Here is a 24,157-nt window from a genome sequence, read left to right as displayed (position 1 = left end):
ATACCATTCTTTGTCGATCAACAAACAATAGCTCAACGCAAGGAAAACACATGCAGACCATCAAGGGCCCAAGCCTTCATCTGGCGCAGTTCGCCGACAACAAGGCACCGTTCAATTCCCTGGAAGACATCGCACGCTGGGCGGCCGGCGTGGGCTTCAAGGGCCTGCAGATTCCCGCCTGGGACCAGCGCTTGTTCGACGTGGCCACGGCCGCCAGCAGCCAGACCTATTGCGACGATGTCAACGGCATGCTGGCCTCGCACGGCCTGGTGGCCAGCGAGCTGACCACGCACATCTTTGGCCAGCTCGTGGCCGTGCACCCGGCCTACGACGCCATGTGCGACAGCTTTGCGCCCGAGGCGCTGCGCGGCAATCCGGCCGCACGCACGGCCTGGGCGCTGGAGCAGCTCAAGCTGTCGGCCAGTGCATCGCGCCGCATGGGGCTGAGCGACATGGGCACGTTCTCGGGCTCGTTCGTCTGGCCCTATCTGTTCCCGTTCCCGCAGCGCCCGGCCGGCCTGATCGAAACCGCCTTCGAGGAGCTGGCGCGCCGCTGGCGCCCGATCCTCGACGCCTGCGACGAGCAGGGCGTGAACCTGTGCTACGAAATCCACCCCAGCGAAGACCTGCACGACGGCACCAGCTTCGAGCGCTTCCATGAACTGGTGGGCCAGCACGCGCGCTGCAAGATCCTGTTCGATCCCAGCCATTTCGTGCTGCAGCAGCTCAACTACCTCGACTACATCGACATCTACCGCGAGCACATCCGCATGTTCCATGTGAAGGATGCGGAGTTCCTGCCCAGCGGGCGCCAGGGCATCTACGGCGGCTATTCCTCGTGGCTGGAGCGGGCAGGGCGTTTCCGTTCGCTGGGCGACGGGCAGGTGGACTTCAAGGCCATCTTCTCCAAGTTCGCCCAGTACGACTACCAGGGCTGGGCCTCGCTGGAATGGGAGTGCTGCCTCAAGGACCAGGAAGACGGTGCGCGCGAAGGCGTGGACTTCATCAACCGCCACATCATCCGCGTCACCGACAAGATCTTTGACGACTTCGCCGGCGCCCCCGTGGACCAGCGCCAGATCAACGCCATGCTCGGCATCGCCTGAGCACGCCCGCAGCCAAAGAACCTCAAAAAGAAGCAAACAATGAACGCTTTCACATCGAACGCCCTGCGCAAGCAGGAAGACCAGGCCTGCGAGTTCTCGCACGACTACGTGCGCATCGACGGCCGCCGCATCCACTGCATCACGGCCGGGCAGGGCGCGCCCGTGCTGCTGATCCCGGGCTGGCCCCAGACCTGGTATGCCTGGCGCCACGTCATGCAGGCGCTGGCGGCGCAGGGCTTCCAGGCCATTGCCGTCGATCCGCCGGGCACGGGCTTTTCCGACCGGCCCGACACCGGCTACGACACGGGCTCCATCGCGCTGACCCTGCACCGCACCATGCTGGCGCTGGGCCATGAGCGCTACCAGGTCGCCGGCCACGACGTGGGCATGTGGGTGGCCTATGCGCTGGCCAGCGACCAGCCGCAGGCCGTGCAGTCCCTGGCGCTGACCGAGGCCGTGATCCCCGGCCTGGCGCCCGAGCCCAGCATCTTTGCGCCGCCAGAGCAGAACATCTTCCTGTGGCACTTTATGTTCAACCAGCTGGCCGACCTGCCCGAGACCCTGATCGCGGGGCGCGAGCGTGCCTACCTGGAATTCATGTTCAACCGCTGGTCGCTGCGGCGCGACCGCGTGGCCGTGGATGTCTATGTGGATGCCTATGCGGCGCCCGGTGGCCTGCGCGGCGGCTTTGCCTACTACCGCGCCATTCCCGAAACCATCCGCCAGAACCGCGAGCGAGCGCTGCGCCCGCTGGCCATGCCCGTGCTGGCCATTGGCGCCGAGCACGCCACGGCCGATGCGCCGCTGGCGACGCTGCGCGGCCATGCCGATGACCTGTCGGGCGTGATCGTGCCGGGCTGCGGCCACTTCATCATGGAGGAAGCCGCCGAGCCCTTCATCGCCGAGCTGCTGCCCTTCCTGCAAAGGACGCTGTGAGCATGGGCCTGGACGCTGACATTGCGCGCTATCTCGCCGAGCTGGCGCAGGCAACCCAGGCCGTGGCCCCGCCCACGCCGCCCACGCTGGCGGCGCTGCGCGAGGCCACCGACGCCGGGCTGCGCGCCCTGCACGGCCCGGCCGAGGCCATGGCCCGCACCGAAGACTTCACGCTGCCCGCGCGCGACGGGGCGCCGCTGCGCGTGCGCATCTACCGGCCGCTGGCCTCGGTCACACCCACGCCCCAGCCCGCCCTGGTCTTCGCCCACGGCGGCGGCTGGTGCCTGGGTTCGCTGGAGGTCTATGACAACCCCTGCCGCGCGCTGGCCATGGCAACGGGCGCCGTCGTGGTCTCGGTGGACTACCGGCTGGCGCCCGAGCACCGTTTTCCCGGGCCGCTGCATGACTTCTGCGATGCCATTGCCTGGACCTTTGAGCAGGCCGATGCGCTAGGGCTGGACAGCAGGCGCATCGGCGTGGCCGGAGACAGCGCGGGCGGCAACCTTGCGGCCGCCGCCTGCCTGCTGGCGCAGGAAAAGCAAGGCTGGGGAGCGGCGGGCGCACCGGCCATCGCCCACCAGCTGCTGCTGTACCCGGCCCTGGACGCGGCCATGGACTCGCCGTCGTTCCACCAGTTTGGAGAGGGTCACTACCTCACGCGTGCGGCCATGGAGTACTGCTATGGCGCGTACCTGGGCGATGCGGCACCGGGGCGGCAAGAACTTTTCTCTCCGCTGCGCGCGGAACACCTGGCAGGCCTGCCGCCTGCCACAGTGATCAGCTGCGAATACGACCCGCTGCGCGACGAGGCCGAAGCCTATGCGCAGCGGCTGGCGCAGGCCGGTGTGGCGGTGCAGGCCGTGCGCCTGCCCGGCATGGTGCACGCCTGCATGCACATGCTGGGGCTGGCGCCGGCATCACGCCGCCTGTTTGACGAAGCGGGTGCCGCCGTGCGCCAGGCTTTCGGCACGGCCATCGGCTGAGGGTTGCTGGCTGCAGGTCAGGCCTGTGCCAGGAACACGGCCACCAGCGCATTCGCATGGCCGTGCCCCATCTGGTGCTGGGCCTTGAGCCAGTCCACCAGTTCCATGTGCTTGCGGGTGTCCTGCTGTTGCAGCAGGTCCATCCAGTGCGCGATCGGCTGGCCGTAGGTCTTCTCGATGGAAGGGAAATACGAGGCCGGTCCCTTGACCTTGCTTGTCTCCGTCATGGCGCTTGTCCTTTTTCTGTGATGCGGGTGGCAGATTGTGCCGCTGGCGCTGTCCGGGCCGGCAGGCAGGCAGGGTCAGGTCAGGAACAGCACGTCCTTGTGCTGCGGCGCAGGTGGCAGCACCTCGCCGGTCAGCTCGCGCAGCGTGGCCTCGATCATCTGCGACATGGCGTCCAGCGCCAGGTCGTTGGGTGCCGTGCCGAAGGGCTCCTCCAGCTCGGCGCCCAGCGCCTCCAGCGCAAAGAAGGTGTAGGCGATGAAGGCCACGATCACCGGCGTCATGAAGCCGATGGAATCCACCAGGCCGAAGGGCAGCAGCAGGCAGTACAGGTAGATGGTGCGGTGGATGATCACCGCGTAGGTGAAGGGAATCGGCGTGCCCGCAATGCGCTCGCAGCCGCCCAGTGCCTCGCCCAGCTTGCACAGCGGCGCCTCCATGGCGGGCACCAGCACCGGCTGCAGGCTGCCATCGTGGCGGCGCGCCTGCAGCCATTCGCCGGCCATGAGCAGCAGCACGGCAGGCTTGAAGCGCGCCGTGGCAAGGCGTTCGCAGTCGGCGGGGGGCAGCAGGCGGCGCATGTCGGCCGCGGCATCGGTGCCGCGCAACTGGTGGCGCAGCGCATGCACGAAGGCCGCCAGCACCATGGCCAGGGCCGCAGCGTGCTGCGGCGCGTCCGTCAAGGTCCGGGCCTGGCGCACCAGGGTGCGCGTCTCGTTGAGCAGGGTGCCCCACAGCGTGCGCGCCTCCCAGTAGCGCGCATAGCTGGTGCTGTTGCGAAAGCCCAGGAAGATGGCCAGCGTCAGCCCGATCAGCGAAAACGGCACGAAGTTCAGCGGCACCTTCCACGCAAACAGCTGGCCGTGCAGTGCCGTGACCAGCACTGCGAACAAGGTGGCGGCCATCAGCTGGGGCAGGATGTCGGGCAGCACCGAGCCGCGCAGCACGAAGAGCATGCGCAGCCAGTGGGGGCGGGGCCGGATGATCATGAAAGCTTGTTCCGTGATGGAAAAGAGGGCGCAAGAGGGCGCAGCAGCCCCGCAACTCTAACCGCCCCGCGCAGTCAGTGCGCCACCTGTGCGCCACTTATGCGCCACCCTGCACGCGCTGGCTGCGGCTTCAAAGATCGCTGCCGTGGCTGTCGTGGTTGCCGTCTGGCTGGAGAAGGGCATGTGCCGTGACCGCCGCTGCCTGCTCCGCCTGCCATGCCGTGCGCATGGAAGAGGGCGACACCGTTGCGCGCGGGGATGGCTGGCTGGTGATGGTGCCCAGGCTGATGAAGCCGGCCAGGTGCTCGCCCTCGCGCAAACCCAGCGCTGAATGCAGGGCCGGGTCAAAACAGCGCTCGCCACTGAGCACGATGGCACCAAAGCCCAAATGGTGGGCGGCGTTGAGGAAGTTGCCCAGGGCCGCGCCCGCAGCCAGCCATTGCTCACGCACCGGCACGCGCGAGCGCGGCCGGGGCGAGATGATGAAGGCGATCAGCGCCGGAGCGCGCGTTGCATGCTCGCGCGCACGGCGGATATCGTCGGCCGGGGCCAGCGGGTCGCGGCGCAGTTTTTCCTGCTCGAACAGGCTGGCCAAGGCCTCGCGCTGGTGGGCGGGAAACTCCAGAACCCGCCAGGGGTGCAAGGCACCGTGGTCCGGAGCGCATAGCGCCGCCTCGATCATCAGGTCCATGTCGCCGCTGTCCGGGCCCGGCATGGCCAGCCGCCTGGGCGAGACGGAGCGCCGCGCCAGCAGGGGCGCCAGGCCTGCCCGCTTGCGCGTGTCGGCAAAGCAGTGCTTGAGTGCATCCACCGCCTGGGCGAACTGCCGTGCCCAGGCCAGCACCTGTTCGCCCTCCGGCGTGAACCCCTGGAAGGGCCGGCCCGCACGCACCAGCGCGTGGCCGAACTCCGCCTCGGCCGAGCGTATGGCCTGGGCCAGCGCGTTGTCGGAGATGCCGCAGGCCTGCGCTGCGCGCGCCCAGTCACGCTCGCGGTCCAGGGCCAGCAGATGGGGGATGTATTTTTGCGTCAAGTCGGTTCTCCAGCGCTGGCCCGTGCTCCGTGTATGGCATCGTTATATCTGAAAGAATACAATGAAATACGTCATGCCAGCTTGAACCGGCGGCGGGCTGCGGTGGGCAGGCCCGGGGGGGCGCACGCGTGTGACAGGTGCATGGTGCCCTTGCCGAACTGCGGGATTGAACCGATTGCGCAGGCACCGGCACTACAATCTCCGGCCATGTTGCATGCCATCCGGAGCCTATCCATGCGGAGCGCCTTGCTGCTGCTCATCATGGTGGCGCAGCTGCTGATACCGCTGCTGCACAGCCATTTCGGCACTCCGAACCAGGCCGGCCTGCACATCCACGCGGCGCCGTCGCGGGTGGCCGACTCGCATTTCCACCTGTTCGTGGCCCACGGCTCCTTCACCGATGTGGATGAAGACCATGTCGAGCCTTTCGAGGTCGATGTGCAGGACGCCATACAGCCGCTGGACCTGTTGCCCATGCCCTTGCTGGCCGTGGTCGGCCTGGTCTTGCTCACCCTGGGCCTGCGTGCCGCGCGCATGCGCTGCATTGCGCCCCGGCCCGCCCTGCCGCTGCAGCCCATGCGCCTGAGTCCGCGCTGGCGCGGGCGCGTGATACGGCCTTCTCCCGCCCAGGCACCACCCCTGGCTTCCTGACCTCCCCGGCCTGGTCCACAGGCCCGCCTCAGTCCTTCTTCGCCCGCGCGCCGCGAACCGCCTGCGCGTGGACGGCGTTCGTCTTTTTTCCCGGAGTCAGGAATGATGTTTTCCCCATGGCTGCTGGCCAGCGCACTTGCGCTGCCAGCCGTCGGCATGGCCGCCCAGGCCCAGGCCGCACCCGCAAGCCCGTCCAATCCCCCGTCCGCACCCACATCCGGATCTGCATCCACGCCCACATCCGTTGCCTTGTCCGCCGAACAGGCACAGGCGCTGGGCGTGCGTTTCGAACCCATTCAGGCGGCACAGCGCATCGAGGTCTCGGCCCACGCGCGCGTCGTGCTGCGGCCCGATGCCCAGGCCGTGGTGGCCGCCCCCTATGCGGGCGCGGTGCCGCGCGTGCTCGTGGCCCTGGGCCAGACGGTGCGCACCGGCCAGCCGGTGGCGGTGTTCACCAGCCCGCAGCTGTATGAGGCGCGGCGCGCGCTGCTGGAGGCCGAGTCCCAGTCGCGCCTGGCACGCCAGGCCCTGGCGCGCGACCAGGCACTGCATGAGGACGGCATCATCGCCGCCAGCCGCTGGCAGGCCACGCAGGCCCGCGCCGCCGAGGCCGCGGCCATGGCCCAGGCGCGGCGCGCCGAACTGGCCGCCAGCGGCCTGCAGTTCGTGGGCAACGAGGTGCACCTGGTGGCGCCCCGCGCGGGCCTGGTGACCGAGGTGCTGGCGGTGCCGGGCGCGCGCGTGGAGGCCTCGGCGCCGCTGCTGCGCGTGGCCGACCCCAAGGCGCTGGAACTGGACCTGCTGCTGGGCCGCGAGGTGCCGCTGCCCGGCGTGGGCGACCGCGTTCAGGTGGCGGCGCGCGGTGCGCAGGGCAAGGTGGCCGGAATGGCCCCGGTCGGTGACGGATCGGCCGGCATGCGGGTGCGCGTTGCGCTGGAACGCGCTGGCGACCTGCGCGTGGGCGAAAGCGTGACCGCGTCGCTGGCCCTGGCCGGTGCGGACGCCGGGCCTTCCGGTGGATCTGCCGGTGGCTCTGGCGGTGCACGCCTGCGCGTGCCCGCTGCGGCGCTGGCGCATTGGAACAACCGCACCGGCGTCTTTGTCGCCACCGGGCAGGGGGCGCGCTTCATGCCGCTGTCCGTGGAGGCCAGCGACGAGGCCACGGCCGTGGTGCGCGGCATGCTGCCGCCCAAGGCACGCATTGCCGTGACGGGCATTGCCGCGCTCAAGGGCCTGCTGGGCGGGGGTGAGTGATGCTGGCGCGCCTCATCGATTTTTCGCTGCGCCAGCGCGCGATGGTGCTGATGGCCGCCTGCGCGCTGGCCCTGGCCGGTGCCTGGGCCTATGTGCACCTGCCCATCGATGCCTTCCCCGACATCTCGCCCACCCAGGTCAAGGTGATCCTGAAGGTGCCCGGCATGACGCCCGAGGAGGTGGAGCAGCGCGTCTCCACGCCCGTCGAGCAGGAATTGCTGGGCCTGCCGCACAAGACCATGGTGCGCTCGGTGTCCAAGTACGGCATCAGCGACGTGACCGTGGATTTCAGCGAGGGCACGGACGTGTACTGGGCGCGCCAGCAGGTGTCCGAGCGGCTGGCCGGCCTGCAGCGCGAGCTGCCCGCCACGGCCGAAGGCGGGCTTGCCCCCATCACCACGCCGCTGGGCGAGATGTTCATGTTCACCATCGACGGTGAACAATGGTCTCTGGCCGAGCGCCGCCATGTGCTGGACTGGGTGATTCGCCCTGCGCTGCGCACCGTGGCCGGCGTGGCCGACGTGAATGCCCTGGGCGGCATGGTGCGCGGCTACGAGGTGATCCCCGACCCCGCCCGGCTGCGGGCGCGCGGCGTGACGCTGGACCAGCTGCGCCAGGCGCTGGAGGCCAACAACCGCAACGACGGCGCAGGCCGGCTGGACCGCGGGGAAGAGCACTGGGTGGTGCGCGTGGAAGGCGGCGTGCGCGGGCTGGACGACCTGCGCGCCATTGTCGTGGCGCCCGCCCATGAGGGGCGCGTTGCCGCCACCGTGGGCGATGTGGCCACCGTGCGCCTGGGCGAAGCCACGCGCAACGGCGCCGTCAGCCGGGACGGACGTGGCGAAGCCGTGCAGGGCCTGGTGCTGGGACTGCGCGGGGTGGATGCGCGCAGCCTGGTGGACGCCGTGCAGGCGCGGCTGGACGAACTGGCTCCCCGGCTGCCCAAGGGCATGAGCACCCAGGTCTTCTACAACCGGGGCGACCTGGTCTCGCGCGCGGCGGGCACCGTGGTGCGCGCCCTGGTCGAGGCCAGCGTGCTGGTGCTGGTCACGCTCTACCTGTTCCTGGGCGGGCTGCGGGCGGCCCTGGTGGTGGCGGCCACGCTGCCGCTGTCCATGCTGGCCACCTTCCTGCTGATGCGCCATGCGGGCCTGACGGCCAACCTGATGAGCCTGGGCGGCCTGGCCATCGCCCTGGGCATGCTGGTGGATGCTGCGGTGGTGGTGGTGGAGAACATAGAGACCGCGCTGGCGAATGAGTCTGCGGGCGCAACGGCCATCGAAACGGCAGGCAGCTCCCCGCCGCAGGACCGGGCCGTGCTGATCCGCCAGGCGGTCTCGGCGGTCTCCGTGCCCATGCTGGCCGGCGTGTCCATCATCGCCATCGTGTTCCTGCCGCTGCTCACGCTGCAGGGGCTGGAGGGCAAGCTGTTCGCGCCCGTGGCGCTGACCATCGTGCTGGCGCTGGGGGCCTCGGTGCTCATCGCCTTCACCGTGGTGCCTGCGCTGGCCTCGCTGCTGCTGCGCTCGCATGGCGGCGATGAACCCTGGCTGATGCGGCGCGTGGCCCGGGGCTTCGAGCGGATGCAGCGCTGGAGCCTGGCCCACCGGCCTGCGGTCTTCGGCATTGCCGGGGCATCGCTGGCCGGGGCGGCCGTGCTCTACCTGTCCGTGGGCAAGACCTTCATGCCCACCATGGATGAGGGCGACATGATCGTGCAGCTGCAAAAGACGCCCTCCATCTCGCTGGCCGCTTCGCTGGACATGGACGGGCGCGTGCAGCGCGCGCTGTTGGAGCAGGTGCCCGAGATCCGCTCCATCGTCGCGCGCACGGGCTCGGACGATCTGGGCCTGGACCCCATGGGCCTGAACGAGACCGATACCTTCCTGGTGCTGCGCCCGCGCGACGAGTGGCGCGGCAGCAAGGAAGACATCGCCGAGGCCATACGCCACGTCATGCAGGGCTTTCCGGGGCTCATCTACGGCTTCACCCAGCCCATAGAAATGCGTGTCTCCGAAATGCTGACCGGCACGCGCGGCGACGTGGCCATCAAGATCTTCGATCCCGACCTGGCGCGGCTGGACACAGCCGCCCAGGCCGTGGCCGCGCGCATGCGCGCGGTGGCCGGGGCCTCCGAAGTCATCGCGCCCAGCAACAGCGGCGTGCAATACCTGCAGGTGGCGCTCAACCGCGCGGCGCTGGGCCAGTCCGGGCTCAGCGGCGATGGCCTGCAGGCGCAACTGCGCGCCCTGGTGGAAGGCGAGCGCATTGGCATCGTGCCCGAAGGCGTGGCGCGCACGCCGCTCATCCTGCGCGGCGGCACGGCGCTGCGCCAGTCGCCCGAAGGCCTGGCCGGGCTGCTGGTGACGGCGGCGGACGGCAGCAACTGGCCATTGACCTCCCTGGCCACGCTGGCGGCCCGCGACGGCCCCGTGCGCGTGGACCACGAAAACGGCGCACGCTTCGCCGTGGTGCAGGTCAACGTCGAAGGGCGCGACCTGGCCAGCTTTGTGCGAGATGCCCAGGCGGCCGTCGCCGGTGATGCCGTCCTCAAGGACATGCGCATCGTCTGGGGCGGCCAGTTCGAGAACCAGCAGCGCGCCGCCGCACGGCTGGCGCTGGTGGTGCCGCTGGCGCTGGGCGCCATCTTCGTGCTGCTGGTGCTGACCTTCCGCTCGCCCAGGCAGGCGCTGCTGGTCATTGCCAACATCCCGTTCGCGCTGGTGGGCGGCATGGCGGCGCTGAGTGCGGCGGGCGAGTACCTGTCGGTGCCTGCCTCCGTGGGCTTCATCGCGCTGCTGGGCATTGCGGTGCTCAACGGCGTGGTCCTGGTATCGCACTTCAACAACCTGCTGGCTGCGGGCCAGCCCCTGTCCCAGGTGGTGCGGCACGGCGTGCGCGACCGGCTGCGGCCCGTGCTGATGACGGCCTGCATCACCGCGCTGGGCATGGTGCCGCTGCTGCTGGCCAGCGGGCCGGGCTCGGAGATCCAGCGGCCGCTGGCCATCGTGGTGGCGGGCGGGCTGGTCAGCTCCACGGCGCTGACCCTGCTTCTGCTGCCTTTGCTGTTCGAACGCTTCGGCCTGCCGCGGCGTGAGCGGGAGGCCCGGTCATGAGCACCACCCACACCACCACCTCTCCCCACTGCAGGGCGCAAGGCCTTGCCGGACTCTCTTTCAGGAACATGCCCATGAAACCCCTGCTGCATGCCTGGGCCGCTGCCTTGCTATGTGCCTGCGCTGTCCAGGCCCAGGCCCAAAGCCATCTGCCGCCCGAGGCCGCCGTGCGCGAGGCCGTGGCCCGCTCTCCTGCCGTGCAGGCTGCCGACGCCGCGCAACGCGGCGCTGCGGCGCGCGCCCAGGCCCTGCGCGCCGGCCCGCATGAAACCGTGGTGCGCGCCAGCGGCCAGCGCCGCTGGGTGCACGACGGCTCGGGCCAGCGCTTTGCCGAGGGGCAGATCGCCGTCGAGCGCCCCCTGCGCCTGGGTGGCAAGGCCGAGTCCGATGCGCAGCTTGCCGAAGCGACCCAGGCCGCATCGCGCGTGGCGGCCCAGGATGTACGGCACGAAGCCGCACGCCAGTTGCTGGCGCTGTGGTTTGCCGCACAGCGCGCAGGCCAGGCGCAGCAGACCGCCCGGGACAATGCCGACGCTGCCGCCGAATTGGCCCGCGTCACCGAACGCCGGCTGCGCGCAGGCGATGCCGCCAGGCTGGACGCCGAACTGGCCGCCGCCGAGCACGCGCGCATGCAGGCCGCGCTGGCAACGGCCCAGGCCGCGCACCAGGCGGCCCAGGCCGACCTGCAGGCACGGTTTCCGGGCCTGGAGGCTGCCCGGGCGAAGGAGGGGGAGGCTGCGCCACCGCTGCTGGATCTGCCACCGCTGCCCGATCTGCCACCGCTGCCGCAGCAGTCACCGGCCCAGCTGCGCCTGCGCTACATAGAGCACAGCCACGAATACCTGCTGGCCCAGGCCGAGGAAACCCTGGCCCTGCGCCAGGCCCGCCGTGCCGACCTGGAACGCCGGCCCGACCCCACCGTGGGCGTGTTCGCCACCAGTGAGCGAGGGGGCAGCGAGCGCATCGCGGGCGTCAGCCTGTCCGTGCCCCTGGGCTCGGTGCACCGCCAGGCCCAGGCCGACCAGGCCCTGGCCGATGCCGACGCCGCGCTGTCCCGCCGCCTGGCGGCCGAGCGCCGCCTGGGCGCGGAGTTCGACGTGCTCTGGAGCCTGCTGGCCGGCAAGCGTGCCGCCGCCCAGGCCCAGGCCCGCGCTGCCACACTGCAGCAGGGCGCCGCCGACCGCGCACTGCGCGCCTACCGCGCCGGTGAGTCGGGCCTGACCGAACTGCTGGCCGTGCGCCGCACCCTGGCCGAAGCGCTGCTGGCCGAACGCCTGGCCCGCAGCGAGGCGCTGGAGGGCGACAGCCGCCTGCGGCTGGATCTGCATGAGCTGTGGGATTTTGATGACTGAGCGGGCGAGCAGAAGCCGCTGCGGATTTCTCAGGCAACTCCAGACGTGCTCTGCGCCTAGCCTAGCGTCGCAATCAACTGCTCGTACATGGCATCCACGGCCGCCGAGCCCTGCGAGGCCTTGCTGCGCAGTGCCGAAACTTCCATGGACACCAGCGGCGGCAGCTCGAAGCCGGCCGGCAGGTTCTGCAGCACCTGCAGGTGCGGGGGCACGCTGCAGCGCGTGAACACGGCCACGGCCAGGCCGCTTTCCACGGCGGCCAGCTGGCCGGCAAGGCTGGAGCTGTGATAGACCACGCGGTGCGCGCGCCGCTGGGCCGCCAGGCTGGACAGCGCCGCCGTGCGCGCCAGGCTGGCGGCCTCGTAGACGGCAATCGGCAGGGGATTCTTCCTCCACACCTCGTGCTGCGGCGCGCCCACCCAGACCAGGGGCTCATGGAACAGCAGGCGCCCGCGCTGGGGCCTGTCGCGCGAGACCAGGGCCAGGTCCAGCGTGCCGCGCACCACTTGCGGGATCAGCGCGGTGGACTGCTCGCAGGTCAGTTCGATCTCCACGCCCTGGTAGCGGCCTGCAAAGCTGCGCAGCACGGGCGTCAGATAGGTGGATGCGTAGTCGTCCGGCACGCCCAGCCGCACGCGCCCGGACAGGTCGGGGCCGAACAGGGCCGCCTGCGCCTGGGCCTGCAGCTCCAGCATGCGCCGCGCATAGCCCAGCAGTTCGGCGCCTGCGGGCGTGAGCTGCAGATGGCGCGGGCCCCGCAGCAGCACGGGCCGGCCCAGGGCGGTCTCCAGCTTCTTGATCTGCATGCTCACGGCGGCCTGTGATCGGTGCAGCAGCGGCGCGGCAGCCGAGAGCGAGCCCGCATCCACCACGGCCACCAGGGCACGCAGCCAGTCGATCTGCAGGTCGGGGTGGTTCACGGCACGCTCCATGGATTCGAATATCGAATACTAAACCTGCAAACTATTTGCTTTACGAGAATTTTCTGCCACGAGACGATCGCGGCCATGCAAGACAGAACCCATTCCTTACAGGCCGCATCCGTAGTCTCCACCGCGCCCGCTCCCACGCCCGCACAAGCCGCTCCCACAGCGCAGGAGACACGCGGCCAGTGGCTGATGATTGCGGGCGGCGTGCTGCTGGGCACGGTCGGCATATTTGTGGAAGAGGCCCGCCAGCACCCGTTGGTCACCGTGCTGTTTCGCTGCGCCTTCGGCGCGATGGCGCTGCTGGCCTGGGGCCTGGCCACGGGCCGCATGAGGGAGTTGCGCGTGCGCGGCAGGAGCTGGCCGGTGGTGGCGGCCACCGGCGTCCTCATGGTGATGAACTGGGCCCTGTTCTTTGCCGCCATACCGCGCACCTCCATTGGCGTGGCTACCATCGTGTTCCACATCCAGCCGGTGTGGATCATGCTGTTCGGCACCCTGGTGCTGCGCGAGGCCATGGCGCCACGGCAGGTGGCGGCCGTGCTGGCGGCGTTGCTGGGACTGGTGTTGACCACGGGGCTGCTGGGTGGCGATGCGGCGGCCTGGGGGCCGGACCATGTGTCCGGGCTGCTCATGTGCCTGGCCGGCTCGCTGTGCTATGCGGCCGTGACCATCCTGGCCAAGACCGAGAAAGTGGTCACGTCGTTTGCGCTGGCCTGGTGGCAGTGCGCGGTCGGCACCGTGCTGCTGCTGTGGGTGCCGCTGGTTCATGGCTGGCCGCAGGCGCCGTCGTCCTGGGCCTGGCTGGCCGGGCTGGGCGTGCTGCACACCGGCCTGGCCTACGCCATTCTCTTTGCGGGCATGGCCCGCCTCACGCTGGGCCGCATCGCCGTGCTGCAGTACGTCTATCCGTTGACGGCCATGGTGCTGGACTGGGCCGTCTACGGGCGTGCGCTGGACGCCGTGCAACTGGCCGGTGTGGGCCTGATGGCCGGGGCGCTGCTGGTGGTCAAGGCCCGACAGCTGCGATGAGCCGTGCGGACCCTGGCATAGAGCCTACTCCTTGCCCAGCGCCTTGTACTGCTCGTACAGCTCGTCGGCCAGCCGGCGCAGGGCGCGGCCTATGGCGGCGTACTCGTACTCGTTGAGGTTGGCCAGCGAGGCGCGGCCCGAGGGGCGGTCGGACCCGAAGCCACGGCCCGGCAGCAGCACGATGCCGGTCTCATCGGCCACGCGGAACAGCATGTCGCCGGTCGAGGACTGCTGCACGGCCCATTGCGAGAAGGCCTCGCCGTAGAGCCGGCAGGTGACGTTCTGCAGGTCGATCAGCGTGTAGTAGTTGACCGAGTTGGGATTTTCCAGCGGGGGCATGCCCAGCTCGCGGTACAGCGTGGCCTCGCGGCGGCGGATCAGTTGCTTGAGCGCTTGCTTGTAGGCGTCCGCTTCATCCATGAGCGCAAACAGCGAGAACAGCACCATCTGCACCTGCTGCGGCGTGGACAGGCCGGCCGTGTGGTTCAGCGCCACCACGCGGCTGTCGGCCACCAGGCGGTCGATGAACTTGAGCGAGCGCACATCGGGCAGCAGCGAGCGGTAGCGGTGGTCCAGCGCCTTCTTTGCGGACTCGGGCAACTGCGCCAGCGCATGGTCGAACACGTTGTCCTTGTGTGCCGCGATCACGCCCAGGCGCCAGCCCGTGGCCCCGAAATACTTGGAGAACGAATACACCAGCAGCGTGTTCTGGGGGCAGACCGAGAACAGGGACTGGAATTCATCGGCAAAAGTGCCGTAGACATCGTCGGTGAGGATCAGCAGGTCGGGCCGCTGCTCGGCCACGATGGCGCGCACGCGGTCCAGGCTGCGCTGGTCCATCTTCACGGACGGCGGGTTGCTGGGGTTCACGCAGAAGAAGATCTTGACGTCCGGGTCCTTGAGCTTGTCCAGCTCGGCGTCGGAGTACTGCCAGCCATTGTCGGGGTCCGCGTGTATAGGCACTTCCTTGAGGTCGTACTGCGCCAGTTCGGGGATCTCGATATACGGCGTGAACACCGGCATGCCGATGGCCACCTTGTCGCCGGCCTTGAGCAGGCCGCTGATGCGCAGGCTCTCGAAGATATAGGCCATGGCCGCCGTGCCGCCCTCGACAGCGAACAGGTCCACCGACTCGGGTGGCACGGCGCCGCCTGCCATCTCGCGGACGATGTACTGGCGCACGACCTGCTCGCTCACGGTGAGCATGCGCGGCGGCACGGGGTAGTTGCAGCCCAGGATGCCGTCCACCATCTCATGCAGGAAGGCGGCGGGGTCCAGCCCCAGCTGGTCGCGCACATAGCTCAGCGACTTGCCCAGGAACTTCACGCCCTCCTGGTCGCGGTGCTCGGCGATGAAGCGCTCGAAGCGGCCCTCGATGCCGTCGAGCTTGGCCAGCCCGCCCACGCCCACCGTCATGTAGGAGTACGACAGTTCCGACTCCGCCGCCGCGAACAGCCCCAGCCGGAAGAAGGCCCGGCGCGGCGTGGTCGCCAGGAAGTTGGGATTGCCGCGCCCCGCATTGAGCATGAGGCGGTTGGCCTTGCCCGAGGCCACCTTGATCAGTTCGTCCTTGAGTTCGAACGGGCTCAAATTCGCCAGACTCCGATAATCCTTGCTCATTGCGCAGCTCCTTGTGATGGTCCTTGGTGGTCCTTGGGGATCGGTCAGGGGTGATCAGGCAAAGGCGATGACCAGCGGCCCCAGCAATGTGAGGAACACATTGGCCAGCGCATAGGTGATCGCAAACGGTGCCGTGGGAATCGAGTTGCCGGCCTTGTCCAGAATCTCGCCAAACGCCGGGTTGGCGCTGCGCGCCCCGGACAGCGAGCCCGCGAACACGGCCACGTTGTCATAGCGCAGCACGTACTTGCCGAACAGCATGGCGATCAGCAGCGGCACGATGGTCACCACCACGCCCAGCAGGAACAGCGTCAGGCCCTGCTGCATCACCGTGGTCACGGCCTGCTGGCCCGACTGCAGGCCCACCATGGCCACGAAGCCGGCCAGGCCCAGGTCGCGCAGCAGCGTGGAAGCGGCCGTGGGCATGTTGCCGAAGGTGTGCTTGCGGCTGCGCCACCAGCCGAACAGCAGGCCCGCCAGCAGGGCGCCGCCGCCGCTGCCCAGCGTGATGGGAATGGAGCCCAGGCGCAGCACCAGCAGCCCGATCAGCAGGCCCACCGTGATGCCCAGGCCGTGGAAGACAAAGTCCGTCTTGTCGCTGGGAACGATGATGGGGCCCACCGACTGCGCGGCCTTCTGCACATCCTGCGGCGTGCCGAACAGCGTCACCACATCGCCCGGCATGACCATGGTGGCCGGCGCAATCGGCACCGGCGTGCCTGCGCGCATCAGCGCCACTGCGTACACGCCGTGCTTGAACTCCTGCGACAGGCTGTCCAGGATGTCCTTCACGCTGCGGTTCAGGTACTGGTTGTTGGAGATGGCCACGTCGCGCCGCACCATCACCACGTCCATGCCCTCGGCGCCCTGCAGCTCCTCGCCCACCGAGGCGCCCAGCGCCACCACGGCCGCGCGCCGGCCCACCAGCAAGATGATGTCGCCGGCCTCCAGCGCCAGATTGCCGTCCACACCCAGCAGCGCGTTCCTGCGCTGTATGCGCTCCACCGTCACAGGCCCGCCGCCGGCTGCACTTGCACTGGCGCTGGCCTCCAGCTCGGCCACGGTACGGCCCGGCTGGCCCACGCGGAAAATGCGGCCCACCAGATCGGGTGCGGCAGGCGACTCGCCCACGCCATACACGCGCACGCCCTTGAGCAGTTCCTGCTCGGCCTGTATGGCGTCCTCGCGGATCTTGCGGCCTGTGACCCACTGCAGCACGTTCACGCACAGGATGATGGCGCCGAAGGAGCCGAAGATATAGGTCACCGCATAGCCGATGGCCACATTGGCCTGCATGCGCTGCACCTCGTCAGGCGCCAGCCCCAGCTTTTCAATGGCCGAGCCCGCCGTGCCGATGATGGCCGACTGCGTCAGCCCACCTGCGGCCAGCCCCGCCGCCAGCCCCTTGTCCAGATGGAACACGCGGGCGATCACCACCACCGTGACCAGCCCCGACACGGCCACCACCAGGGCCATCAGGATCTCCTTGACCGACTGCCGCCCCAGCGAACGGAAAAACTGCGGCCCGCTCTCGAAACCCACGGCATAGATGAACAGCGCGAACAGCACCGCCTTGATGCCCGAATCGATGGTCACCCCCACCTGGCTGATCAGCACCGCCGCCAGCAGCGACCCCGCCACGCCCCCCAGCTGGAACGACCCGAACCTGAACTTGCCCACCCAGTAACCGAGCGCCAAGGCCGCAAACAGCGCGATTTCCGGAGCCTGATGAAAGATGCTTCTGAGAAAGTCCACAGCCACCTCTGCTTCTGGGTTGAGTTCCACGGCGGCGCGCAATGCAAAGGGAAACGGGAACGGCTGCCCGCGAAGGGCAGGGGGCTTGCGTGCGCGTGGACCTGGGGGAAACGGTGTGTCGCTATTAGAAAATGCCTATCGATATTTGATGAGCGCGGTGGTTTCCGTATTCATCAATATTCAATCGGATATGGCGTTTCCATTGGCTTGCTTGAATCAGTATCTTGTCGAAAACAGAGCCACTATTCATGACAAAAAGGAGTGGCGATGTAGGACTTGGCCGTCAGCCTGGAGGCGGCTTATGTCGTAGGACCTGGACAAGCAGGGCTGCACGGGCCGCCCTGCGCCTGGGCAGACCCTGTGCCATTCACGCTCTCAAAAAATATCCGGCTCCGGCACAGCCCTTCCAAAGCCCGTCTCCAGAAAATCAAAATCGCATCCCTCATTGGCCTGCAGGATATGGCGGCCGAACAGCCAGCCATAGCCGCGCTCGTAGCGCGCGGGCGGGGGCGTCCAGGCGGCGCGGCGGGTGGCGAGTTCTGAGTCGCTGACTTCCAGGTGGATGCGGCGGGCGGGCACGTCCACCGTGATGCGGTCGCCCGTGCGCACCAGGGCCAGCGGCCCGCCAACGGCGGATTCGGGCGAGCAGTGCAGCAGGCAGCCGCCGTAGCTGGTGCCGCTCATTCGGGCGTCGGACAGGCGCAGCATGTCTTTCACGCCTTGCTTGAGCAGCTTGGTGGGAATGGGCAGCATGCCCCATTCGGGCATGCCTGCGCCCTTGGGGCCGGCGTTGCGCAGCACCAGGATGTCTTCGCCGTTCACATCGAGATGGGGGTCGTCCACGGCCTGCTTGAGGCTGGGGTAGTCGTCGAATACCAGGGCGCGGCCCGTGTGGCGCAGCAGGTGCGGGGCGCAGGCGCTGGGCTTGATGACCACGCCGTCCGGCGCCAGGTTGCCGCGCAGCACGGCCAGCGCCCCTTCGGCGTAGATGGGGCTGGACAGGGGGCGGATCACGTCGTCCTGGTGGACCTGGCTGCCCGCAATGTTCTCGCCCAGGGTCTTGCCGTTGACCGTCATGGCCCCGGTGTCCAGATGCGGGCGGATACGTTCCAGCAGGGCGCGCAGGCCGCCTGCATAGAAGAAGTCCTCCATCAGGTAGCTGTCGCCGCTGGGCCGGATGTTGGCGATCACGGGCACGCGGCGGCTGAAGGCGTCGAAATCATCGAGGCTGACCGGATGGCCCGCGCGCCGCGACATGGCGATCAGGTGAATGATGGCGTTGGTGGAGCAGCCCATGGCCATGGCGCAGGCAATGCCGTTCTCGAAATGCGCACGCGTGAGCATGCGGGCGGGCGTGAGGTCTTCCCACACCATCTGCACGATGCGGCGGCCGCACTCGGCGCTCATGCGGATGTGGTTGGCGTCGGCGGCCGGAATGGACGAAGCGCCCGGCAGCGCCAGACCCACGGCCTCGGCAATGCCCATCATGGTGGCCGCTGTGCCCATGGTCATGCAGGTGCCGTGGCTGCGGGCAATGCCGGCTTCCATCTCGCGCCAGGCCTGCTCGTCCAGGTGGCCGGCGCGGCGTTCGTCCCAGAACTTGAAGGCGTCCGAGCCCGAGCCCAGCACCTGCCCCTTCCAGTTGCCGCGCAGCATGGGGCCGGCCGGCAGGTAGATGAAGGGAAGGCCCATGGAGATCGCCCCCATGGTCAGCCCCGGCGTGGTCTTGTCGCAGCCGCCCATGAGCACGGCGCCATCCACCGGGTGGCTGCGCAGCAGCTCCTCCGTCTCCATGGCCAGGAAATTGCGATAGACCATGGTCGTGGGCTTGACCATGCTTTCCGACAGCGAGATGGCCGGCAGCTCCAGCGGAAATCCTCCGGCCTGCAGCACGCCGCGCTTGACGTCTTCCACGCGCTGCCTGAAGTGGGCATGGCACTGGTTGGCATCGCTCCAGGTGTTGACGATGGCGATCACGGGCTTGCCCATCCAGTCCTCGTAGCCATAGCCCATCTGCAGCACGCGCGAGCGGTGGCCGAAGGAGCGGAAATCATCGGGAGCAAACCAGCGTGCGCTGCGCAGGGATTCGGGGGAACGTGTCATGGTTGTGGGGCTCCTCAGTAGCTGCCGGCGGTGGATGCGGGCCCTGGCGGGTTCGCGGCCAGCAGCCCTTTCCTGAAGCGCGCCGCCGCCGCATCCAGCCCGTCGCGCAGCAAGAGCGTGTCCAGCGCCACGGCCACGAACTGCGCGCCCAGCTCCAGGCATTCGCGCGCCCGTGCCTCGTCCACCATCAGGATCCCCGGTGCCTTGCCGCAGGCGCGGATGCGGGCGATGGCCTGGTCGATGGCCCGGTTCACCACAGGGTGGCGCGCCTGGCCCGGATAGCCCAGGCTGGCCGACAGGTCGGCGGGGCCGATGAAGATGCCGTCCACGCCATCGACGGCCGCAATCGCCTCGATCTGGTCCAGCGCCTCGGCCGTCTCCACCTGCACCAGCAGGCACAGCTCGTCGGCCGCACATGCCACATAGTCGGCCGTGCGCCCGAAGTTGGCCGCGCGGGTGGAACCGCCCATGCCGCGCATGCCCTGGGGTGCATAGCGCATGGCGCGCACGGCATCCCGCGCTTGCTGCGCGTTCTGCACAAAGGGCAGCAGCAGGGACTGGGCGCCCAGGTCCAGGTAGCGCTTGATCAGCACCGCATCGTTGCAGGCGGGCCGCACCACGGCATGCACGGGCAGGGCGCCCGGTGCGGGCAGGGCGGCGGCCACGGCCTGCAGCTGGCCCAGCATCAGCGGCACGTCGGTGGGCGTGTGCTCGGTATCGAGCAGCACCCAGTCGTAGCCCGCGCCGCCGATCATCTCGCAGACAAAGGGGGAGGGAATGGTGGACCACAGGCCGATCTGCGGGCGGCCTTCGCGCAGCGCGCGCTTGAACGTATTGGCGGGCAGCATGCTCATGGGGACTCTCCTGAAGCTGTTCACTGGACCTGGATGTTTCCCTTGCGCACCACCTCGCTCCAGCGCGCCACCTCGGCGGCGATGAAGCTGGCGGCCTGGGCGGGCGTGCCCGGCGTGGGCTCGTTGCTCATGGCGGTCAGCCGGGCCACCACCTCGGGCTCGGCCAGGAGGGACTGGCAGGCCTGGTTGAGCCGCTCCACCACATCGGCCGGCATGCCCGGCGGCCCCGCCAGGCTGGTCCATGAATAGTTGACGACCTGCGGCTGGCCGGCTTCGGCCATGGTGGGCACATCGGGCAGGGCCGCCAGGCGCCGCTCGCCTGCCACGGCCAGCGCACGCAGCTTGCCCGCCTGCGCAAAGCCCACGGCCGAGGTGGCGGGCACGAACAGCAGGTCTGCCTGGCCGCCCATCACATCGGTCATGGCGGGCACATCGCCCTTGTAGGGAACGTTGTTGAAGCTCACGCCGGCCGCCTGGCGCAGCAGCTCCGTCGTCACATGGCTGGACGAGCCAATGCCCGTCAGCGCCACATTCACCGTGCCAGGGCTGGCCTGGGCCAGGGCCACCACATCGGCCACCGAAGCGACCTTCAGCCTTGGCGAGGCCAGCAGCAGCATGGGCACGCGCCCCAGCATGGCAATGTGCGTGAAATCCCGCCGCGCGTCGTACCTCACGTTGGAATTGACCAGCTGGTTGATGGCATGCGTGCCCGGCCCGCCAATCACCAGCGTGTAGCCATCGGCCCGCGCCCGCGCCACGGCCTCGGAGGCCAGCGAGCCATTCACGCCGGGCCGGTTCTCCACCACCACGGGCTGGCCCAGGCGCTGCGACAGGCGCTCTCCCACCAGCCGGCCCACCACATCGGTCTGGCCACCGGGAGGGAAGGGAATCACCAGCGTGATCGGCCTGACCGGCCAGGCAGCCTGGGACTGGGCCGGGGCCGGGGCCGGGGCCAGCATCGAGGCCGGAGCCAGGGCCGCAGCCAGCAGGCGCGCCATGGCGCTGCGGCGGTTGGAGAGCGAAGGGCGCATGGTGGTCTCCTCTTGAATGATTGCGCAATCATTTCAAGCAAAGGCAGCGCTCTCCATTCGGACGTACGAGGGGAAACAATCAGACCGTGCTGATGGACATCATCGTTAACATGACCACGCAATCATTCTCAAGCCGCCTCTCCATCGCCATTCCAGGCAAAGGCCTCGCATGACCCTCCGCACCCTGCGCAACGCCAATGCGCCCACGCTCAAGGACCTGGCCCGCATTGCCGGCGTGTCGCCCATCACCGCCTCGCGCGCGCTGCACCGGCCTGAACTGGTGGCCGAGGCCACGCGGCTGCGCGTGGCGCAGGCCGTGGAGCAATCGGGCTACGTGCCCAACTCCCTGGCGGGCGGGCTGACCTCACGCCAGACGCGGCTGGTGGCGGCCATCGTGCCCTCGGTGGGGCACTCGCTGTTTTCCGACATGCTCGATGCGCTCATCCACACCCTGGCCGCGCAGCGCTATGAAACCACGCTGGGCATCTCCAGCTATGACCCGGAGCATGAGGAAACCTGGCTGGCCGCCATGCTCAGCCGCCGCCCGGACGGCATCGTGCTCACCGGCACCGAGCACACGGCCCGCACGCGGCGCCTGCTGGTCAATGCCGACGTGCCCGTGGTCGAACTCTGGGACTACCAGCCCCATCCGCTGGACATGGTGGTCGGCTTCTCGCAGGAAGACGCAGGCCGCGCCGCCTTCCGTCACCTCGCCGCCTGCGGCTACCGGCGCCCGGCCATCCTGCGCGCCGACGACAGCCGCGCCGCCCGCCGCGCCCTGGGCTTCACCCGCGCCGCCGCGGAAGCCGGTGCCCCGGTTCCTGCGCAAATCGTCTTCTCGGAAGCCATCCCCCAATCCGGCCGTGGCCGCGATGCCCTGAACGCCCTGCGCGCCCAGGCACCGGAGGCCGATGCCGTCTTCTGCAGCTCCGATGCGCTGGCGCAAGGCGTTCTCTCCCACGCCCATGCACTGGGCCTGCGCATGCCCGAGGAATTCGGCGTGCTGGGCTTTGGCGACCAGGCCCTGGCGCTGGACGCCTGGCCCGCCCTGTCCACCGTGCGCGTGGACGGCGCCGCCATCGGCCGCCTGGGTGCAGAGGCACTGATTGCGCGCATGGCCGGTGGCGTGGCGGTGGCCGCGCAGGATATGGGGTTTGAGGTGGTGGGGAGGGGGAGTACGCGTGGGCACCAGGATGCGCGCTGAACGCCAGCGTGAGGCGATGGCCGGGCAGCGGCAGGAAGACCGGCTTTATCTCAGTATCAGCAAGGCGCCGCGCTTGTCGATAACCGGGCCCAGCCCAGGCCCAGCAGGCCGGCGCCCAGTACCAGCCAATGCTCGCCGGCAAGGCCGGGCCGGATCCTGTTCCCCTGCCATGAGCGCGGGCGCCAGGGCGACGGCGGTCCGGCCCGGGCGCCTGCGCCAAGGGTAGGCGTATTACGACGCACAGGAAGGCGTTGGCCCGATGGCTGTACCTAGGGCCACACCGCATCCTGAAGGCGTTACGGACCAAAGCCCCACCATGAACACAGAACTGCTGGACCCCCCACGTACCGAACTGGCCGCTGGCGCAGGCACGCTTGAGCCTTCTTTCCTGCATGTGCCGCTCTACGAGCGCCTGGCCAACCATCTGCCCGCCGAACAGGAGCGCCAGGCTGCTGCGGACTTCCTGCACGGCGTGATCGCCGAGACCTCTGCCGATGCCGATGGCCTGCCGGACAACCCGGAGCACCTGACCGACTGGATGCGTGCCAATGTCGAAAAAGTGCACGCCCAGTACCAGGCCTACCTGGCAGAGCGCAAGGCGGGTGCCGCTCGCCGCTACTTCGGCAACCGCGCCCATGCGCTGTACTTCCTGCGCAATGTGGCACCTACCAAGCTGGTGGACGGTTCCTGGCTCTACGGCCTGTGCGCGCACGCGGGCAACTCACGCATGTCGGACCTGGTCACCACCTATGTGGAAGAACTGGGCGACGGCATGGCCGACAAGAACCACGTCAAGCTCTACCGGGAACTCCTGGCCAGGTATGGCCTTGATCCCGTGGAGGACCTGCCCGACGAGCTGTACCGGCAGGGGCTGGTACAGCTGGCGTTGGGCTGGAATGCGCAGCAGTTCCTGCCCGAGATCGTGGGATTCAACCTGGGCTATGAGCAATTGCCGCTGCACCTGCTCATCACCGCCTACGAACTCAATGAACTGGGAATAGATCCCTACTACTTCACGCTGCATGTCACCGTGGACAACGCCGACACCGGCCATGCCCGGCGCGCCTGCATTGCCGCCTGGGAGAACGCGCCGCGCATTGACGATGGCGGCGAGTACTGGCGCCGCGTACGCGCGGGCGCCCGGCTGGCAGACACGGGCACCAGCACGCTGGACGTGATCAGGTCGTTCGACATCGAAGCTGAGGTGGTGCGCATCCTGGCGCGCAAATCGCCTTCCGGGCATGGCGCGCACTCGGACTTCTGCAAGGTGGCCGGCCGCAGCGTCAATGACTGGCTGTCCCGTCCGCAGGACATGCCTGCCTTCCTGGCCGCGCTGGAGCAGGCACGCTGGATACAACGCAACCGGCCTGCGGAGGAAAGCCGCTTCTGGCAGCTGCTGCAGGGCGAGCGGGCAGAGATGTTCGGTGTTTTCTCTCCCTATGAGCTGCAAGTCATTCATGACTGGCTGCGTGGGCCGGCCAGTGCGGATGGCGCCTCCTTCGAATCCGTGGCCGAGCCCGGCAAACCGGCGCGGCGCATGAGCTTTCGCGTGGCCGAGCGCCTGCGCACATCCCGTGGCGCGCGGCCGGACCCGGGCCGCAGCGCGCAGGAACTGGACACCGACCTGATGCTCTTCGAGCAGCGCTACCCCACGCTCGATTCAGCGGCCCAGCATGAGTTGCTGGTACAGGCCATGTCACCGGGCCTGCACTGGACGCCCCTGGGCCTGCGCGCTACCCGCCTGTTCCTGGGCCGGTAGGCCATTCGACCCCTCTTTGCTTACCCGGGGAAAATCATCTGGTCATTGGGCAAGACGGGCTTGCTCTTTGACCCATTCCCGGCTTTTTCCACGCACACACCATTCTGGGTTTTTGACCCAGTCCATAGAATCTTTATTTGAGTGGCCTTCTAGCTGTCTCTTATACACATCTAAAAGGGGGGGGGGGGGGGGGGGGGGGGGGGGGGGGGGGGGGGGGGGGGGGGGGGG

19 protein-coding genes are annotated in these 24,157 nt (G+C 68.9%); 10 read left to right on the top strand and 9 right to left on the bottom strand.

Going from position 1 to position 24,157, the window contains the following annotated elements; all coding sequences use genetic code 11:
* Positions 1-50: 50 nt before the first annotated feature.
* Genes JHD82_RS21650 through JHD82_RS21640 form a run of 3 tightly spaced genes read left to right on the top strand, consistent with a single transcriptional unit; the run spans position 51 to position 3,025 of the window.
* Positions 51-1,106 (top strand): sugar phosphate isomerase/epimerase, encoded by a 1,056-nt coding sequence (locus JHD82_RS21650; RefSeq protein WP_013802287.1) that lies wholly within the window; start codon positions 51-53, stop codon positions 1,104-1,106.
* A gap of 39 nt (positions 1,107-1,145) precedes the next feature.
* Positions 1,146-2,042 (top strand): alpha/beta fold hydrolase, encoded by an 897-nt coding sequence (locus JHD82_RS21645; RefSeq protein ID WP_012205750.1) that lies wholly within the window; start codon positions 1,146-1,148, stop codon positions 2,040-2,042.
* Between the two features lie 2 nt (positions 2,043-2,044).
* Entirely contained in the window at positions 2,045-3,025 is a 981-nt protein-coding gene (locus tag JHD82_RS21640) for an alpha/beta hydrolase (protein ID WP_199138703.1), read from the top strand.
* A gap of 17 nt (positions 3,026-3,042) precedes the next feature.
* Here JHD82_RS21640 and JHD82_RS21635 read toward each other — a convergent pair whose 3' ends face one another.
* The 3 genes from JHD82_RS21635 to JHD82_RS21625 all read right to left on the bottom strand — a co-directional run bounded on the left by JHD82_RS21635 (position 3,043) and on the right by JHD82_RS21625 (position 5,272).
* On the bottom strand, positions 3,043-3,252 hold the full coding sequence (locus JHD82_RS21635; RefSeq protein WP_199138701.1) for a DUF4287 domain-containing protein: 210 nt from the start codon (positions 3,250-3,252) through the stop codon (positions 3,043-3,045).
* Positions 3,253-3,327: 75 nt separating this feature from the next.
* Complete coding sequence (locus JHD82_RS21630) at positions 3,328-4,239, bottom strand: bestrophin family protein (RefSeq protein WP_199138699.1); 912 nt, start codon at positions 4,237-4,239, stop codon at positions 3,328-3,330.
* Positions 4,240-4,369: 130 nt separating this feature from the next.
* Complete coding sequence (locus JHD82_RS21625; protein WP_199138697.1) at positions 4,370-5,272, bottom strand: nitroreductase; 903 nt, start codon at positions 5,270-5,272, stop codon at positions 4,370-4,372.
* 234 nt (positions 5,273-5,506) lie between these two features.
* On the opposite strand from JHD82_RS21625, the gene JHD82_RS21620 reads away from it, so the two are divergent.
* The 4 genes from JHD82_RS21620 to JHD82_RS21605 all read left to right on the top strand — a co-directional run bounded on the left by JHD82_RS21620 (position 5,507) and on the right by JHD82_RS21605 (position 11,645).
* Positions 5,507-5,923 carry a hypothetical protein gene (locus JHD82_RS21620; RefSeq protein ID WP_012205745.1) on the top strand — a complete coding sequence of 139 codons (417 nt, stop codon included), beginning with the start codon at positions 5,507-5,509 and terminating at the stop codon, positions 5,921-5,923.
* A 102-nt stretch (positions 5,924-6,025) separates the two neighbouring features.
* On the top strand, positions 6,026-7,177 hold the full coding sequence (locus JHD82_RS21615; protein WP_199138687.1) for an efflux RND transporter periplasmic adaptor subunit: 1,152 nt from the start codon (positions 6,026-6,028) through the stop codon (positions 7,175-7,177).
* Positions 7,177-10,293, top strand: coding sequence for an efflux RND transporter permease subunit (locus JHD82_RS21610; protein ID WP_199138685.1), 3,117 nt, complete (start codon positions 7,177-7,179; stop codon positions 10,291-10,293). Before JHD82_RS21615 ends, JHD82_RS21610 begins: the two co-directional genes overlap by 1 nt.
* Positions 10,294-10,367: 74 nt before the next feature.
* Positions 10,368-11,645, top strand: coding sequence for a TolC family protein (locus tag JHD82_RS21605; RefSeq protein WP_199138683.1), 1,278 nt, complete (start codon positions 10,368-10,370; stop codon positions 11,643-11,645).
* Positions 11,646-11,701: 56 nt separating this feature from the next.
* On the opposite strand, the gene JHD82_RS21600 is transcribed toward JHD82_RS21605, so the two are convergent.
* Positions 11,702-12,577 carry a LysR family transcriptional regulator gene (locus JHD82_RS21600; RefSeq protein WP_199138681.1) on the bottom strand — a complete coding sequence of 292 codons (876 nt, stop codon included), beginning with the start codon at positions 12,575-12,577 and terminating at the stop codon, positions 11,702-11,704.
* Between the two features lie 75 nt (positions 12,578-12,652).
* Between JHD82_RS21600 and JHD82_RS21595 the strand changes: the two genes are divergently transcribed.
* Positions 12,653-13,603: a DMT family transporter gene (locus JHD82_RS21595; protein ID WP_199138679.1), complete on the top strand. Its 951-nt coding sequence runs from the start codon at positions 12,653-12,655 to the stop codon at positions 13,601-13,603.
* Between the two features lie 24 nt (positions 13,604-13,627).
* Here the strand turns inward: JHD82_RS21595 and JHD82_RS21590 are convergent, their stop codons facing one another.
* The 5 genes from JHD82_RS21590 to JHD82_RS21570 form a co-directional block, all read right to left on the bottom strand.
* Positions 13,628-15,223 (bottom strand): bifunctional aspartate transaminase/aspartate 4-decarboxylase, encoded by a 1,596-nt coding sequence (locus JHD82_RS21590; RefSeq protein ID WP_012205739.1) that lies wholly within the window; start codon positions 15,221-15,223, stop codon positions 13,628-13,630.
* A gap of 54 nt (positions 15,224-15,277) precedes the next feature.
* On the bottom strand, positions 15,278-16,978 hold the full coding sequence (gene aspT / locus JHD82_RS21585) for an aspartate-alanine antiporter (RefSeq protein ID WP_199138676.1): 1,701 nt from the start codon (positions 16,976-16,978) through the stop codon (positions 15,278-15,280).
* 375 nt (positions 16,979-17,353) lie between these two features.
* Positions 17,354-19,081 (bottom strand): L-arabinonate dehydratase, encoded by a 1,728-nt coding sequence (araD, locus tag JHD82_RS21580; RefSeq protein WP_199138674.1) that lies wholly within the window; start codon positions 19,079-19,081, stop codon positions 17,354-17,356.
* A 14-nt stretch (positions 19,082-19,095) separates the two neighbouring features.
* The gene (locus JHD82_RS21575; RefSeq protein WP_199138672.1) at positions 19,096-19,935 is read right to left on the bottom strand and encodes an HpcH/HpaI aldolase/citrate lyase family protein; all 840 of its coding nucleotides are present in this window, start codon (positions 19,933-19,935) and stop codon (positions 19,096-19,098) included.
* A gap of 20 nt (positions 19,936-19,955) precedes the next feature.
* The gene (locus tag JHD82_RS21570) at positions 19,956-20,966 is read right to left on the bottom strand and encodes a tripartite tricarboxylate transporter substrate binding protein (protein WP_199138670.1); all 1,011 of its coding nucleotides are present in this window, start codon (positions 20,964-20,966) and stop codon (positions 19,956-19,958) included.
* 169 nt (positions 20,967-21,135) lie between these two features.
* On the opposite strand from JHD82_RS21570, the gene JHD82_RS21565 reads away from it, so the two are divergent.
* Together JHD82_RS21565 and JHD82_RS21560 are read left to right on the top strand one after the other, a co-directional pair.
* On the top strand, positions 21,136-22,170 hold the full coding sequence (locus JHD82_RS21565) for a LacI family DNA-binding transcriptional regulator (protein ID WP_034367056.1): 1,035 nt from the start codon (positions 21,136-21,138) through the stop codon (positions 22,168-22,170).
* Between the two features lie 316 nt (positions 22,171-22,486).
* Positions 22,487-23,929: an iron-containing redox enzyme family protein gene (locus JHD82_RS21560; protein ID WP_199138668.1), complete on the top strand. Its 1,443-nt coding sequence runs from the start codon at positions 22,487-22,489 to the stop codon at positions 23,927-23,929.
* The last annotated feature ends 228 nt before the right edge of the window (positions 23,930-24,157 follow it).

It is taken from the genome of Delftia sp. ASV31 (assembly GCF_016428765.1).
GTDB classification, from domain to species: Bacteria; Pseudomonadota; Gammaproteobacteria; order Burkholderiales; family Burkholderiaceae_C; genus Comamonas; species Comamonas acidovorans.
Note: the sequence above shows the minus strand (reverse complement) of the source record. Positions and strands in the feature narration are given on the sequence as shown.

Bases quoted from the DNA above. Each gene is read 5' to 3' on its own strand.
- JHD82_RS21595 (WP_199138679.1), top strand. From the start codon at position 12,653: ATGCAAGACAGAACCCATTCCTTACAGGCCGCATCCGTAGTCTCCACC.
- JHD82_RS21630 (WP_199138699.1), bottom strand. From the start codon at position 4,239: ATGATCATCCGGCCCCGCCCCCACTGGCTGCGCATGCTCTTCGTGCTG.
- JHD82_RS21565 (WP_034367056.1), top strand. From the start codon at position 21,136: ATGACCCTCCGCACCCTGCGCAACGCCAATGCGCCCACGCTCAAGGAC.
- JHD82_RS21620 (WP_012205745.1), top strand. From the start codon at position 5,507: ATGCGGAGCGCCTTGCTGCTGCTCATCATGGTGGCGCAGCTGCTGATA.
- JHD82_RS21645 (WP_012205750.1), top strand. From the start codon at position 1,146: ATGAACGCTTTCACATCGAACGCCCTGCGCAAGCAGGAAGACCAGGCC.
- JHD82_RS21650 (WP_013802287.1), top strand. From the start codon at position 51: ATGCAGACCATCAAGGGCCCAAGCCTTCATCTGGCGCAGTTCGCCGAC.
- araD (WP_199138674.1), bottom strand. From the start codon at position 19,081: ATGACACGTTCCCCCGAATCCCTGCGCAGCGCACGCTGGTTTGCTCCC.
- JHD82_RS21610 (WP_199138685.1), top strand. From the start codon at position 7,177: ATGCTGGCGCGCCTCATCGATTTTTCGCTGCGCCAGCGCGCGATGGTG.
- JHD82_RS21575 (WP_199138672.1), bottom strand. From the start codon at position 19,935: ATGAGCATGCTGCCCGCCAATACGTTCAAGCGCGCGCTGCGCGAAGGC.
- JHD82_RS21640 (WP_199138703.1), top strand. From the start codon at position 2,045: ATGGGCCTGGACGCTGACATTGCGCGCTATCTCGCCGAGCTGGCGCAG.
- JHD82_RS21600 (WP_199138681.1), bottom strand. From the start codon at position 12,577: ATGGAGCGTGCCGTGAACCACCCCGACCTGCAGATCGACTGGCTGCGT.
- JHD82_RS21560 (WP_199138668.1), top strand. From the start codon at position 22,487: ATGAACACAGAACTGCTGGACCCCCCACGTACCGAACTGGCCGCTGGC.
- JHD82_RS21590 (WP_012205739.1), bottom strand. From the start codon at position 15,223: ATGAGCAAGGATTATCGGAGTCTGGCGAATTTGAGCCCGTTCGAACTC.
- JHD82_RS21615 (WP_199138687.1), top strand. From the start codon at position 6,026: ATGATGTTTTCCCCATGGCTGCTGGCCAGCGCACTTGCGCTGCCAGCC.
- JHD82_RS21635 (WP_199138701.1), bottom strand. From the start codon at position 3,252: ATGACGGAGACAAGCAAGGTCAAGGGACCGGCCTCGTATTTCCCTTCC.
- JHD82_RS21570 (WP_199138670.1), bottom strand. From the start codon at position 20,966: ATGCGCCCTTCGCTCTCCAACCGCCGCAGCGCCATGGCGCGCCTGCTG.
- JHD82_RS21605 (WP_199138683.1), top strand. From the start codon at position 10,368: ATGAAACCCCTGCTGCATGCCTGGGCCGCTGCCTTGCTATGTGCCTGC.